This is a genomic window from Bacteroides sp. LFL-34, from assembly GCF_027257075.1.
Taxonomy (GTDB): domain Bacteria; phylum Bacteroidota; class Bacteroidia; order Bacteroidales; family Bacteroidaceae; genus Bacteroides; species Bacteroides ovatus.
This window is the reverse complement of sequence record NZ_JAPQKZ010000005.1, coordinates 17,598-33,027: the sequence shown is the minus strand read 5'-3', so window position 1 is coordinate 33,027 and position 15,430 is coordinate 17,598. Positions and strand designations below refer to the sequence as shown.

Here is a 15,430-nt window from a genome sequence, read left to right as displayed (position 1 = left end):
ATATTCCTCGCTTTATATATTTGTTAATACTTCAATGTATAGTTTAGCCTGACTTTCCCAGTTATACTCTTCTAAAACTGCTCGCCGACCATTTTGCCCCATCTGATAAGCCATTTCCTTATTTTCAACTAAATATTGAATAGCCTCCTTTATTTGCTGCGAATTATGTGGATCAACACAAATTCCACAATTATATTTTTCTACAATTTCACGATAGCATTTCACATCCGAAAGCAACACCGGTAACCCCGCCTCCATACTTTCAAATATTTTCAACACACCAAAAGATCCATTCGGACTGCCTGTCCGACTAAAATCCCGAAGAGTATTACTAATAGTCATTTTTGAAAAAACTGTTGATATCTCTTCTTTCTTAAACGGCCCTGCAAAATCCACATTCTTCCAGTTTGGAAAAGTTTCAAGAACATCAACATATCCTTCTTCAATCACACCTGCAACATAATATTTGATATCCGGCAATTCCGCTAAAGCTTTTAATACTTCTTTTTGACAACTAATCCAATAGACTGTTCCAATATATCCAAGAACATTTTTACGGGATAAATATTCCTCCTTGGATAAAGTAAACCTGGAAGATACAACAGGGAAATTTTTAATAACATAATGATTCTTTATTCCCCACTTTTCAAGGCGATTGTCAGTATCATCAGTTACAGTAAATACAGCATTATATTTCTTTAGAGATGACTTCAGATATTTCTCCATCAGCACTGCAATTACATTACGAGCCATTTTAGGCAAATATGCTTTATCATGAATGATGCCAGGATAAAACTCACGAAGATTAAATACAACTTTATATCCCTTATGTTTCAATTTAACCCCAAGAGATAATAGCTCCGGATCAGAAATTTGGTATACATCTGCATTTATCATCAGTGCTTTCCTATAAAGAAATTTCTTGGTATTCAGCATCCTCTCTATACGCGAGCATGGCTTATAGTTACACGAAATAAACTCAATACCATCAATTGTTTCATTCGGTTCTAAGTCACAAACAACAATAGTAACTTTATAGCCAGCCATTGCCAATGCCTTCCCCTGACGGTCAAAGATCAATGGGTCTTTTCGAGAATAAAGCCCTGTGAGATAACAAATATGCATCATGGATTTAATTTTATATTTTCACGTTTGTCGTGCATTACTATATACATAGAAAATAGAAAGATATAATTAACAGAAAATAACCCAGGACGCTGATATAATGTAGCAAGTAGCAAGGTTATAAATATAAGAATATACCATATGGACTTTATACGATTTAAGGCATAAAGAACAAAGAAAAGCAGGTACATAATACAGACAACAGCTCCATTGGACAGAATTGCATTTCGATAACCAGCACTATCCGAGAAGTTTGCCAACTGTCTCTTATTATCTACCCCCCACCAATATTGACTTGTACCCTGAATAGAATTAAAATAACTTTTTAAACTACTATCAGCCCTATTATCCCCACTGATCATCCCTTGTGTTTTATCATATTCCAATCTATCCCAAATCAACAACCTAGTCATTGTATTTTGCATAGAAAAAACAATTAACAATGCCATTAAAGAAGAGATGAAGAATTTATATACGACCTTGACATTTCTAGAAAATAAAAAATACACTAAAAAAATGGCAGAAAGGACATAGAAAAATAGAGACAATGAAAGAAGTCCAGAAATTAAAATAAATATATTCCTTTTATCCTTCAGATTAAAATTATCTATATACAGCATAAGTCCGGCGATAGTACCAACAACACCCGGCTCATCAAAAGGGCCACAAAATCTTAATGATTGAAAATAAACATCAAGACCTGCCCCTAAATAGTTGGGAATAACTAAAAATGGATATGCAATATAATTATATGTTTTTACAGCATTCAAAGGAGCTATTATTTTTCCAGGGACAGGAATACCAAAGAAAAGTAACAGCCATACCAAAATGGATATTCCAATTATTATAGAATATAACGTTTTGTACCTATCAAACACGTTAACCATAAATCTTTTCGATCCAAAAGGTACTGCTGCCAAAATAATCATAAAAAAGAATCCTATCAGATTACGATTTTGAGAAATAGAAGCTAACAAAAGGGTAAAAACAAAGAAAAACAGATACAGCACATTCAATCTATTCATTCTATAATTCCGCCAGAATAGAATCGCCAATGGGAAAAGAAATACAATTTGCGCATAAGACCCACTTAGACTCCAAGTAAAAAATGGCCTTAGAGTTAACAAAAGTAATATACCTCCTATAAAATAAGTTATGTCATTACTATTTTTAATCCTCATTATAATCAATCATTTTTTTCAGTTTATCAGTGCTGACAATGTAATCAGCATGTAAATCTACTGTACTATCAGAAATACCAGCTAAATACCGCATTTTAACATCGACAATATTAGCAATAGTCGAAAATATTGGAGAATAGTTTCTTATGGATCTAAAACAAATAACCTTACAACCGCTATGACAAAACAATAAATTTGTAAATGCAGCTCCAGAACCACCCACAATATAGTCAGCATTATTAAACAAGGCCATTTGCTCACAAAAAGTGTATGTTTCGGGAGCAACAACTTCAAACCCATATTCTTTAAGTACTCCCCAAACTTCAGATTCATTATAATGCCTCTTTTTTGTACTCTTCCGTGTCAGAAAAATGCGTTTCGGAGTTGCTAAATTAGACTTAAACAAGAGCAATTTATCACGCATTTGCAATGTTAAATGACAATCAAAAACAAACCCAAATAAATGATCAGGATCAGTAATATCTCTATAATGAGGTGCAATAGAATTCACAGCAGAAAGAGAATATAAAGTACCAAATTCTACTATTTCTTTTTCTCCTATAGTAATTATGTCACGTTGGGTTTCATTAAGAATCTCAAAAATCTTTTTAAAAGAATCTATTTTCATTACGATTTCATCGATTATCAACGGAGCATCTTTTGATATGTTTATTCTGTTGAAGACAAGCAGTTTAATGAGAATTTCATACAATTCATGATAGTAATTACATGAAAATTTCCCTGAAAGCATAATTCCAGACTTCAAATAACGACATTTCCCAATACCGCCATCGTTACGTAAAACAGCAACATTATTCTTTAACCGCAATAAAAGCCCATCAAACATCACATAGCGATCGTTCATATTATAACAGAAGTCGTTAATTACACACTTTTCTTTCACATTTAAGATAAAATCGGAATTTCCTTGTATTCTAACACCTTCATGTTTATAAATAAAAATATCTTGCATCGGAACTGATATCAGTTCTTTCTTCAAAGGCTCCAACTCATAGGTTAACTTACTTGTATACCCTACTCTATTAGTAATAAGTGGTATTATAGATGAAGTCAAATGCGATTTCGCATAGACATGATGACTAACAACTTCAAACGGTACAAACGAAACACAACGTAAAACCATATTATTCATCGCATATAAACAATGCCCCCAACTGTTCTTTTTTGAATGATAATAGAGTCTACATGATATACTTTCTATAGCATTTCCGATTCTTTTATTTATTGAATGTTTTATTTCGAGCAATATTTTCTTCATCATCCATCATATTAGTTTTTACGATGTAATTTGTTTATTATAACCTGCCTAATCCCTATCCTACGATCTAGTCCCGTATATGAATAATATGTCGTTAAAACTAAAAACACTGTCACCACTGCGTATCCACTCCAGCCAAACATTAATATTTTGCAGGTAAGGACTATGGCAGTGATACAAGAAAATAGTATAAATAATTTCATTATTGATCTGGTAAATTTGAGATTACATTTTATTCGACAAATGATCCATAGCTGCAAAAAATAGAATCCATATTTAATGAATGATGATATGCCAAGTCCTATTAATCCCCAATAGTAATACCCTATCATATTAAAAATTAATCCATAACAAACTGTAATAAATTCATTCCAAAAGTATACTTTGGAATCACCTTTCGCTAATAAACCATAAGACATACTCCACGCCATGGCTTTAAAAAACATGGCTGCCATTGCCCAATACATCATACCTTCAGTAGGTATAAACTTTGTAGAATAAAGTACTACTACAGCTACCCGTATATAAGCGATAAAAGCAATAATTATTGGAGCAAGCAACAGTAACGAAATCTCAGCCTGCTGATTAATCGCCCTAACAAATGAGTCATTATCCGAAGCTATCGCTGACAATCGGGGATAATAATCTGTTGCCATAGCCGTAAATACCAATCCAACATATGTGTTGACTATTGTAAACCCCGCATTGAACAACCCGACATCATCAATAGAACCCATACGACTTATGAAAATACGAATGAAATAGGAAGCTAATATTGCCAACATACCCTGAAGACTGATCAACACTCCCATCTTCAACATATCTCGCCCTTCAACTTTTATATCCGTAATGGTTATTTCTTCCTTCTCAATCTTTATTTTGCGGGCATATATATAAGACAGGATAAAAATCAAAGCATTCGAAAACAATAAAACAGGGACAATAGCATCTATCTTCCAAAAATAATATAACGGTATGATAAATATTAAACCGACTGCATTGCCAACTACATTGGCCTTCGCCAAATAACGATACTTCCGCATCCCCTGCATTAAAGCATTTTGCCCGGAAGTTAATTGCATCAATAAAACCGAGAATGAAAGTATTATAAAAGCAAAAGTAAAATCTGTATTTCCAAATGTCACTTGACTTAACAATGAAGCTGAAACCAAACAAATCAATGCACCTGTCAATCCGGTAATCCAAACCAATCTCCTAAATACAGAAATAATTAAAGCTATACGTTTAGTATCATTGGCTCCGTTAGCTTCTGCAATATTACGTACGGCACTGGTCCCTAAACCACAATTTGTAAAGGATGAAATCATTGTAATGGTAGAATTAAGCAATCCCATAACCCCCATCCCTTCAGGGCCTAATAATACTGCAGCAAATTTAGACCTGATGATTTGTATAAGTATATTAAAGATTTGAACCCCTCCAAACAATGATGTAGCTTTTAGGCTTTGTTTATACGAGTTTCTGTTTTCAGTGTCCATTGCTTCTGACATTCCTAGTATTATTGAATTAATCTTCCATAATTCTTCTCAAGAATTTTGCAGGTAACCCTACATGTATTTCAGAGTCTGGTATATCATGAGTAACCAAACTTCTTGCTCCTGCCATAGCAAAATTGCCAATCTTTCTCTTTTCTAAAACTGTAGCACCTATAGAAACATCAGCACACTTACCTATAACCACCAATGAACCGGTTATCGAACCCATTGCAAAATGACATAATGGTCCACATTTAACATCGTGTCCGATACAAGTATTGGATTTTACCATTGTCCCTATGCCCAGTTCTGTTCGAGGAGCAATATATGCATGACACATGACCACTACCCCTGGATGAAGAACCACGTTCTCTCCAATAAATGCTGTATAATGTATTATTGTTACTAATCTATCCAATGGAACATTTAGTCTCTTAAACAGTTCTTCTGTCAAGACATTTCGTCCTATCATATGTATTCCCCATATAAAATAATACCCTTCATCGACAAAATGCTGAATTCTATCAGTACCTCCCAAAACAGCATACTCATCTACATTATCTACAAAATCGTTCACAAAACCACAGATTTCAATATCTTCATCGTATCCGTTTTTCTGATTATCTTTTATACAAGCTGCAATAACAGAACCATGTCCATTACCACCAATTATCAATACCCGCTTTTTCATTTTGTATTCTTATACTCCAAGAAATCCTTATATATTCGTATATAATCAGCTTCATCATAAGGCATTGAAGCAAGTACCAGGCACACTGCTCCAGATGAAAAGTTATCCAGTTCTCTCCACATTCCCGGAACAATATATAGACCTTGATAAGGACGATTTAATGAAAAGGTACGTTTCACACTGCCATCATCAACTGTTACATTAAAACTACCGCTAGCAGCTATCACCAGCTGAAACAATTCTTTATGAGCGTGTCCACCACGCGCCTCGCCACCTGGTATATCGTATAGATAATAGGTACGTTTTACTTCAAATGGAACAGTTTTAACATTTTCAACCACAGTGATATTACCTTCATCTCTGTGATGCTTATCAAGCTCTATAATTGTGCAGTCATAGACTGTACTATTTTTACTCATAATGCAGTATTTTTGAAAGTTTCGTAATCACGTATATAATCATTTTCTCCATATGGAGTTGAAGATAATATTAAAGCTAACGAATTAGTAGAAAAATTATCCATCTGTCTCCATATCTGCTTTGGTACGTACAATCCATAGTATGAACGATTCAAATGGATTTTTCTCCTCTCTTTACCATCATCCAAGAGCACATCAAAACTACCGGAAAGTGCAATAATAAATTCCTGATTTTCTTTATATGCATGCCCTCCACGTTTCTCTCCACCAGGGACATCGTATATCCAATATGTCCGTTCTATTTTAAATGGAATATGCTTAAATTCCTCGGCAAAAGAGAGATTACCTCTTTTATCCAAAAATTTTGGAAGATCAATCAACCTACAATCTGATACATTCATAACTTTTATATTTTGTACATACTTTCATAATACTTATTATACTCTCCACTCGCTATATTTTCCATCCATTCGTTATTTTCCAAATACCAGCGAACAGTTTTTTCAATACCTTCCTCAAATTGCAAAGACGGTTCCCATCCTAATTCTTTTTTCAACTTATTAGAATCAATAGCATAGCGTAAATCATGCCCTTTTCTGTCAGCTACATATGTAATCAACTTTTCGGAAGTACCGTCCGGATTACCCAATAACCGATCCACAGTTTTAATGATAACCTTAATTAAATCAATATTTGTCCATTCATTGAAACCACCAATATTATAAGTCTCAGCTATTTTTCCTTTATGAAAAATGATATCAATAGCACGTGCATGATCTACTACATACAACCAATCACGTACATTCTCACCCTTACCATAAACCGGTAAGGCTTTACCATGACGGATATTATTAATAAAAAGAGGTATAAGCTTTTCGGGAAATTGATAAGGCCCGTAATTGTTACTGCAATTGGTAACAATAACAGGCATTCCATATGTATCATGAAAAGCACGTACGAAATGATCACTACCAGCCTTGCTAGCAGAATAAGGACTATGTGGCTGATATTTTGTTTGTTCAGTGAAGAATGTTCCGTCAAAATCTAATGCACCATATACTTCATCTGTTGAAATATGATAAAAAAGTTTATGATCATATCCCGTTTCTGAAGTTTCCCAAGCCAACTTAGCTGCCTGTAATAATGAAAGGGTACCCATCACATTCGTTTGTGCAAAAATAAATGGATCTTTAATACTACGATCAACATGGCTTTCTGCTGCCAAATGTATCACACTATCAATATTATACTGTTTAAAAAGCTGTATTATTCTCTCAAAGTCACAAATATCAGCTTTTACAAAAGTATAATTCGGCTGACCTTCAATATCTTTCAAATTAGCTAAATTTCCAGCATAAGTCAACTTATCTAAATTTATAATATGATACTCAGGATATTTATTCACAAATAAGCGAACAACATGGCTTCCAATAAATCCTGCACCACCAGTAATCAATATATTCCGCTTCATCTTTCTATTTCTCTTTTAATTCATCTATTACATTCATCAAGTATTTCCCGTATTGATTCTTTAACATCGGCTGTGCCAATGCCATCATTTTTTCAGGAGTAATCCAGCCTTTCCGAAAAGCAATTCCTTCTAAACAAGCTATTTTTAACCCCTGACGTTTTTCTATCACTTCAATAAAATTACTAGCCTCTGATAAAGAATCGTGCGTACCAGTATCAAGCCATGCAAAACCACGTCCTAAAAGTTGGACTTTTAATTCTTTAGTATCCAAGAAACATTGGTTTACTGTAGTTATTTCCAATTCTCCACGTGCAGATGGCTTGCTATTCTTTGCTATTTTAACCACTTTATTGGGATAGAAATAAAGGCCCACTACAGCATAGTTTGATTTTGGGTGAACAGGCTTTTCTTCCAATCCTAATACATTACCGTTTTTATCAAATTCCGCAACTCCATAACGTTCGGGATCTGATACCCAATAGCCAAATACAGTAGCTTTGTTTTCTTCTTCAGCCATGCGTACAGCTTCTTTTAGCATATAAGTCAGCCCCTGACCATGAAAAATATTATCTCCTAGTACCAAGCAAACCGAATCATCACCAATAAATTCCTCTCCAATAATGAATGCTTGCGCAAGACCATCAGGCGAAGGTTGTTCTGCATATTCAAAACGGACACCGAAATCAGAACCATCACCTAATAATCGTTGAAAACCAGGAAGGTCATACGGAGTAGAAATTATTAAAATCTCACGAATACCTGCAAGCATCAAAACCGAAATGGGATAATAAATCATCGGTTTATCAAATATGGGAAGAAGCTGCTTACTAACTCCCTTGGTAATAGGGTACAAACGAGTACCAGATCCACCGGCTAAAACAATACCTTTCATTTTAATATAATCTGTTTAAATGTGTGCGCTTATCTCTCACTTTATCCCACCAAAGATTTAAAGCAATCCAGGCTACAATATCTCCTATCAATATCACAGTATTATTCACCCATGGTATCAATAAAATATTTACAACACTAAATGCACAGGATATTAATATTATAATAATCATAGCTTTACGGGGTGTAAATCCCATTGCCAAAAATTTATGATGAATATGATTCTTATCTGGTTCAAAAGGGCTCTTTCCATTACGCAAACGTACCATTACCACACGAATCACATCAAAAGCTGGAATTATTAATGTACTAAAGGCTATAAGAAAAGTACCTTTGGTATTAGAAATTACCTCAGGATTGTTCTGACTATATTTGATAGCAAGAAAACTTAGTATATACCCCAAAGTTAAGCTGCCGGTATCTCCCATAAATATTTTCCGTGCCCGTTCTGCATTACCGAAAACATTATAATAAAAGAAAGGAACTAATACACCTAAGGTACTAAACGCAAGCATACTATACATCCACAGCCCTTTCTCTATAAACAAAAGGCCAAAGACCAAAAGCGCAACACTACTCAATCCTGATGCTAATCCATCAATTCCATCTATTAAATTAATAGCATTAGTAATGAAAACAATGGTCAATATAGTAAAAGGAATACCAATCCAATTTGGAATTGCATATATTCCCAATAACCCATATAAGTCATTTATCCAAAGCTCTGCGACAGAAAAAAAACAAGCACAGAGAATTTGTATCACAAACTTTTGGCGATAACGCACTCCAATAAGGTCATCTGTAATTCCTGTCAAATATAAAAGAGTCAACCCACAGACTAAAAACAAACATTCCAATAAAAAACAAGTTGCATGTAAATCTGAAATATAATATCCTGTTATAGTACGGAATGCCAATACCAAACAACAAGAAAATAATATCGTTGGAAAAAAAGAAACTCCCCCCAAACGTGGAATGGCACATGTATGGATTTTACGTTTATCTGGTATATCAAATAATCTCTTACGAAGAGAAATTAGTAATATGCGAGGTATGACAAATAACGCTATACAGACAGAAATAACAAAAGCTAAGATTATAAATATATAATTCATTCGAATAATTATTTCATGAATAAAGTTTAATATTAAGCCCCATTTAGTTGATGCAATAATTCATTTTTATACAGCAACTTGATTTTCAATCTTTTCCACATACCCAACCGGCATATCCGCACAAGCGCACCCCAGCATATTCAACCGGACAGCAATCTTACTTCTGCCATCCACCGTGACAAGCTCTCCTACAAGACCAGTCAAAGGACCTTTGACAACACGTACTTTTTCACCACGTGCCAAAGGAGCGCTATTCATACAGATTGCCTCTTCGGAATAGTCGAGCATAAAACGGAAACGGGCCATTTGTTCATCAGGAATGATAGTCGGACTACTCTCACCGCGCATTACCATATAACGACTAACTGTAGAAAAGGAAAGAACCTCTTTACGTTCTTTAGGATCAGCATGTACAAAAACCATCATCGGAAGCAACACGGATTCAACCACTTTACGGCGGTCACTCCATTGATGTACTTCTTGCTGGACCGGTACAAAATTTTCAATCCCCATTTTATCTAAACGCTCGGCTACTTTCTTCTCATGATGCATACGGACCAGAGCAACATACCAGCGTTTAGAGTGTGCTACGCCTTCCCCTGTCCCAATTTTAGGCCCAGCACTTAAAGTTTCTTTCGTTAGAATCATACTTTTTTACCCCTTAAGTTTCCGTTACTTCTTAGGTAACGGAAATTATAGAGTACTGGACACCTACCACAAAAAGAAGAAGAAATACGTACGAACAAGGGAGTTTAGATACATTTTGCCTGATATACAGAGATATTTGAAAAGTATAGGCAGTCGAATTCATAGAACATGAAATAGGAATGTTTCATGTCCCGATACATTTTTACTGTATATTTAAATAAAAAGAGAAAAAAAAGGAATTTTGCTTGTATGTTATTAACAAATTTGTCTATATTTGCACCGAATAATTTCCGTTACCTAAGAAGTAACAGCTGCGTATTTAGACTGGTTATCAAAGACTTAATATACTTTTCAAAGAATTCCCCTATAATTCCTAACGTAAGAATAATTCAACCGATTTACTTTGGTACGCTCATTCAATTCAAAACCTTTCAAGTAAATTTGTGTTGTCTTAATAGATTTATGCCCCAATGACTCGCTAATCATTTCGATAGGTACTCCCCTGTATTTAGCGGTAGTTGCCCAGGAATGGCGAAACGTATAAGAAGTTACGGATGAATGAATACGTAGCTTCTTGGCTAAACTCTTCAAATCATTATTAAAACGACGCAGAGTGGATTGATATTCTATATATGCCGCTTCGTCATCCCGTTTATTCTTTCCACTTAATATATAAAAAAGATAATCCGGATGCTCGGGGAGAACAGCGGAATGCGTATTACGAAGTCGGGAAACAATACATGAAGCCGATTCTAAGATTTCTATACTCATTGGAGTTCCCGTCTTGATACGGTTGTACTTCAATATATTCCCCTCCAAATTCGACTTTTCCAGATGAGCAAGATCGGCGAAAGGCATTCCGCAAAATAAAAATAACAAATTAGCGATGGCTTGCGTCCGGCGAAGTTTTTCGGACTGTGGATCTTTATAAAGCAGCGTGTGTAATTCGTTTATAGGAATTGCTTTTTTCTGACGAGTATCTACTCCGGTAAAGACATCACGAAACAAGCGATGAATATAAGGAGCCTGATGAGTATCTACTCCCTTATTGTATATGCAACGTAACATTCGCATATAGGTGGAAATCGTGTTCAACTTCAAGCGGCAGGACATCAGATAACTGCTATACCGCTTCAAGTTCTCACGAGTAATCAAACTGAATGACACACACTCTGTTCCACAAAATATGGTGAAAGAGCGAAGTGCATTCTCATAAACATGTGCTGTGGCATAACGCCCTTCCTGACGCAAACAATTTATATAATTATTTGCACATACGGTAAATCCGTCTTTTCTCATAATTTACTTTCTATATTAATTGATTAAAATAAGTTTGATATTACGAGAAATAGAACGAATTTACAACAAAGAAGGTGATTTACGGTCGTTTTCTTATAAAGTTTTTAGTAACCTATACGATTTAATACTAAATTTGGCTATTTATCAGAAAGTGATAGTGCAAGAACTTCCCCATTGGATACTGGTTTTGTTTTCCGTATTCCACAAACATTCACGAGCCGTTAACAAGCGTTGATTCACATCCATGGTAACTACAATAAAGGAAAGTAGACGTTCGTCAGCAGAAGAATACTCACCTTTCATAGGGGAGTCCACCCGGAAAACAGGTAAATCAATTGTTCCATTTACCCCATTCCAGGTATAAAATTCATTGTAATTCTTATCTCCATGAAAGTAAGCCTTAATCATAGAATGAGAATGGATAAACTGCTCCAGCTTTTCCCAATTCTTTGTGGCTTTCTTTTTGACATCAGTCACCAGACAGGTATCTGCCAACAAATTCTGAAACTTATCTACTGAATTGATCGTATGCTTACCGTTCGGATTCGTAAAATGCTTGGTATCGGCAATGGGAGGATCGTGGGTAAATAAAATAACAGGAATAATCGTATCGGTTCCTATTTCCTGATCGAACCATTGACGCATATATGCATCAGGCCACATTCCCATAAAAACAAACCGTACCCCGTCCTTTACAAAGGAATAATGCACCTTATCCGTTTGATAATTAAAAGTCTCCGCCGTACGTTCCACCGCAGGGCGCATCATCCGGTTGAAAATACCGGCAGCACTGGATGCATCTTTTTCTGGAGATAAAACCTTGGAATAACCTATCGCATTAGAAATATCGTGATTACCCGGTACCAGATACAAAGGAGAACTTATCGATGAATCCCAATCACTGCAAAATTGACTCCATGATGTAGTAGCAGATTGAACTCCTTCTTCCATCCGATTGGCAATATCACCCGTACAAACAACAAAATCAGGAGAACCGAATTTTATTCCTGCACCCACCCCACTATCTTCCGGCAGCCGAGTTTCAGAAAGCAATTTGAAGGTTGCCAACATAGCACGACTTACCTCATCACTTCCCACTTCTTTTCCCCGAAATTCACGTTCAAGACCATAATGTACGTCTGAACAATATATAAAACGAAGAATTCTTCCTTCGTCTGCTCCGACAGCGGTGCAGCTAAAAAGAAGAATTCCCGTAAATAATAAAAGGATTAGCTTTCTCATTCCTTACAATTATAATCTTACCATTCTATTTTTGTACTTAGTCCGGCAGTGGTGCTATTACTCTCACCTTGAGTGGCTTTCATCATATACCATTCAGCACCGTTATCCTTACGGGCATACGCCATTCCCTCTGTTTCTCCATTGTATTTAGGTGTTTCTCCCCAAACCTCTTCACCGGCATCCGTTAGATTCTTGAATACGTCTATGGCAGTTTCTTCCGGTGAAAGAAGCTCAATCTTCACAGATTTTTTAGCGGAGAGTCCACTTGTAAAGCCTGTAGAATAATCCGCTTGATCCGAAAGAAGCACTAAAAAACCATGAGACTGTATTTTAGTCCCTTCGGGAGCTATATAAACAATATCCCCATCATCTTTTTTAATCTTTACTCCGGTTATATCCAGTTCACGACCTGTACTATTATACAACTCAATATATTTGGGTTTATTACCGTTCAACTCATTCAGCACCAATCCAATATAATCAATACCGGAAGGTCCTTCAGGTTCCGTAATTTTATTAGCTGTTCCTTTAGTAGCTTTCAATACAACAGTCCATTCTCCCGTACCGTCAGGAATACGTGAATAACTGCCTCCCACTTCATGTTTACCTCCATCACCAAATTCCGCATCCTTATCAAATTTGTCTATATCTTTACCAGAGGGCATTTGCAAAGTGATAGAAACAGATTTAGTATTTGAGATTCCTTGAGTAAAATCAACGCCTTTGACTTTCAGCAAATATGCTTTACCGGCAATGGCTGCCCCTTCCCCAAATGTATAAATAATCTCCGAAACACCTTCTTCATCAGTTTTCACCAGTTTAACGCCATTGAGATTAATTGTTGTATTGGAAGTATTATAAATCTCAATCCAATCTTCTTCACTTGCATTCCCATCGTTTCCACAAATTTCATTCAATACCAATCCTGAATAATCAATATCAGTAGGAATTTCCGGTTCCGAGTCATCTTTACATCCAACCAAAGCCAAAGCACAAAGTGTGCTCATCAGCAAAAACTTTTTCATAATCATCTTTTTTTAATTTATATCGTTATTCGCGTTTAAAAAGAAATCATTGTACGCAACTGAAATACATTAAAATCGATTCCTGAAGGCATTACTTCACTTAAAGGTTTACCTCCCTTGGTAATTTGTCCTTTAGAGTCGGCATATTTATCATTATTCATATAAATGTAATTCAGTCCAATCACCACATTACGTACAGGATACCAGTTCAACGAAGCAGAATAGCTGGTTGCCTTACCTCCTGTAATATACGCAGCCGGATCATGGAAATCATTCATATTTATATTACTGATACGAGCCGCAACTTCCAAATTCCCCCCTTTACGACGCATTTTCATTGGACCAAATTCCGCCTCATCCGGGGAGTATTGACGGTTTTCTCCCAATATCATATAAGATGCCGTAGCATACCAACCATTAAATACTGCATTTTTCAAATCAGTCTTTTGATTATTAGCACCATAGATATAGCGGGATATGTTGTTATAAATATATTCTCCATAAGTCAGTAACTTACGATAACGGAATCCCAGTTCGAAGCCTGTAGTATAATAATGATTGACATTCGAAATCTCGGCTTGCACAAATCGGCGACGGTCTACCCTGCTCTCCGGGAAAGTCCGGAAAAGAACCGTCTTATCCTCCAGCCCTGAACCGGAAGGTGTCTGATAGTTAAAGTATCCGCCGACATGAATCGTCATATCTTCATTGTAAATAGGCGACACTGCTACACGGGTAGCCAGAGCATAACCGTCATTCCCTCTATTACGCTCTTTCTGAATGATATCCACTTCCCTACCAAATACTCCAGCGGAAGCCCACCAATGTTTTCCCCAACCAGTTCCGGCAAGTCCCAGACGGCGCCCGTCAGCAAAAGCTTCCACTGCCATCGGACGTTCCGAAGCCATCAGATATTTAGAACTCGTTGTACGTTCCATACTCATCGGAACTTTAAAATTTCCCGCCTTTACAAAGAAATGATTATTAAATTTATAGCCCAGATACATATCTTTTATTTCCACTTCATTGTAAGCGAAATCCAGATCCAGTTCTGCAAACCATTTTTTGTATAAAGTGGCTTTCACACCGAAACGTGCACGACGAATACTCACCCCGTTGCTAAAACGGAATTGATTGTCATCGTCCTCCAGATCCTTGTTCGTTTTGGATGTCAGATCATCCACATTCGACGTGGGCGAATAAACCGCTGCATCCAAATAAATTCGATTATCAAACCATAAATGAAAGTTTTCATTTTTAGAAGCAAAGTGAAGTTTTCCACTCTCAAAATAAGCCTTTACAGGTATCTTACCCGATTCATCTTCCCAACCGGAAGTCGTGTTTTGTCCCCATACTGAAGTAAATGCCAGCAGACCGGCAACCAGAATCATGTTTCTTTTTCTCATATCGTATCTCTATCGTTTTGCAGGCGCAAAGTAAACGACATGGAAATACCAATGAATGACAGAGTTATTACATTTCTACAACAACAAAGACCGCTCCCGAATAACAGGAACGGCCTTACCATTTTCATTTCAATATGATGTC

At 36.1% G+C, this 15,430-nt stretch carries 15 protein-coding genes; all 15 read right to left on the bottom strand.

Features of this window, described 5'->3' with window-relative positions; all coding sequences use genetic code 11:
* Window positions 1-12: 12 nt before the first annotated feature.
* The 15 genes from N5O98_RS04165 to N5O98_RS04095 all read right to left on the bottom strand — a co-directional run bounded on the left by N5O98_RS04165 (window position 13) and on the right by N5O98_RS04095 (window position 15,288).
* Window positions 13-1,128: a glycosyltransferase gene (locus N5O98_RS04165; protein ID WP_004309280.1), complete on the bottom strand. Its 1,116-nt coding sequence runs from the start codon at window positions 1,126-1,128 to the stop codon at window positions 13-15.
* Window positions 1,125-2,150, bottom strand: coding sequence for a hypothetical protein (locus tag N5O98_RS04160; protein ID WP_224262690.1), 1,026 nt, complete (start codon window positions 2,148-2,150; stop codon window positions 1,125-1,127). Before N5O98_RS04160 ends, N5O98_RS04165 begins: the two co-directional genes overlap by 4 nt.
* Before the next feature lie 145 nt (window positions 2,151-2,295).
* Complete coding sequence (locus N5O98_RS04155; protein WP_004309282.1) at window positions 2,296-3,588, bottom strand: glycosyltransferase family 61 protein; 1,293 nt, start codon at window positions 3,586-3,588, stop codon at window positions 2,296-2,298.
* Window positions 3,589-3,596: 8 nt separating this feature from the next.
* Window positions 3,597-5,096 (bottom strand): O-antigen translocase, encoded by a 1,500-nt coding sequence (locus tag N5O98_RS04150; RefSeq protein ID WP_004300040.1) that lies wholly within the window; start codon window positions 5,094-5,096, stop codon window positions 3,597-3,599.
* A 16-nt stretch (window positions 5,097-5,112) separates the two neighbouring features.
* Entirely contained in the window at window positions 5,113-5,772 is a 660-nt protein-coding gene (locus N5O98_RS04145) for an acetyltransferase (RefSeq protein WP_004309283.1), read from the bottom strand.
* Window positions 5,769-6,191, bottom strand: a complete 423-nt coding sequence (locus N5O98_RS04140) for a sugar 3,4-ketoisomerase (protein WP_004300044.1) — start codon at window positions 6,189-6,191, stop codon at window positions 5,769-5,771. The genes N5O98_RS04145 and N5O98_RS04140 overlap by 4 nt, the downstream gene beginning before the upstream one ends.
* Window positions 6,188-6,592 carry a sugar 3,4-ketoisomerase gene (locus N5O98_RS04135; protein ID WP_004300047.1) on the bottom strand — a complete coding sequence of 135 codons (405 nt, stop codon included), beginning with the start codon at window positions 6,590-6,592 and terminating at the stop codon, window positions 6,188-6,190. Before N5O98_RS04135 ends, N5O98_RS04140 begins: the two co-directional genes overlap by 4 nt.
* A gap of 5 nt (window positions 6,593-6,597) precedes the next feature.
* A complete protein-coding gene (rfbB, locus tag N5O98_RS04130) occupies window positions 6,598-7,662 on the bottom strand; it encodes a dTDP-glucose 4,6-dehydratase (protein WP_004309284.1) in 1,065 nt (354 codons plus the stop codon).
* A 4-nt stretch (window positions 7,663-7,666) separates the two neighbouring features.
* Window positions 7,667-8,554, bottom strand: a complete 888-nt coding sequence (rfbA, locus tag N5O98_RS04125; protein ID WP_004309285.1) for a glucose-1-phosphate thymidylyltransferase RfbA — start codon at window positions 8,552-8,554, stop codon at window positions 7,667-7,669.
* 1 nt (window position 8,555) lies between these two features.
* Entirely contained in the window at window positions 8,556-9,668 is a 1,113-nt protein-coding gene (locus tag N5O98_RS04120) for an MraY family glycosyltransferase (RefSeq protein WP_004309287.1), read from the bottom strand.
* A gap of 66 nt (window positions 9,669-9,734) precedes the next feature.
* Window positions 9,735-10,316 carry a UpxY family transcription antiterminator gene (locus N5O98_RS04115; protein WP_004300054.1) on the bottom strand — a complete coding sequence of 194 codons (582 nt, stop codon included), beginning with the start codon at window positions 10,314-10,316 and terminating at the stop codon, window positions 9,735-9,737.
* A 351-nt stretch (window positions 10,317-10,667) separates the two neighbouring features.
* Complete coding sequence (locus N5O98_RS04110; protein WP_004309289.1) at window positions 10,668-11,615, bottom strand: tyrosine-type recombinase/integrase; 948 nt, start codon at window positions 11,613-11,615, stop codon at window positions 10,668-10,670.
* A 144-nt stretch (window positions 11,616-11,759) separates the two neighbouring features.
* Window positions 11,760-12,857 carry a metallophosphoesterase family protein gene (locus N5O98_RS04105; RefSeq protein ID WP_004309291.1) on the bottom strand — a complete coding sequence of 366 codons (1,098 nt, stop codon included), beginning with the start codon at window positions 12,855-12,857 and terminating at the stop codon, window positions 11,760-11,762.
* Window positions 12,858-12,874: 17 nt separating this feature from the next.
* Entirely contained in the window at window positions 12,875-13,882 is a 1,008-nt protein-coding gene (locus N5O98_RS04100; protein WP_004309294.1) for a lamin tail domain-containing protein, read from the bottom strand.
* 35 nt (window positions 13,883-13,917) lie between these two features.
* The gene (locus tag N5O98_RS04095; protein ID WP_224262689.1) at window positions 13,918-15,288 is read right to left on the bottom strand and encodes an OprO/OprP family phosphate-selective porin; all 1,371 of its coding nucleotides are present in this window, start codon (window positions 15,286-15,288) and stop codon (window positions 13,918-13,920) included.
* Between the last annotated feature and the right edge of the window lie 142 nt (window positions 15,289-15,430).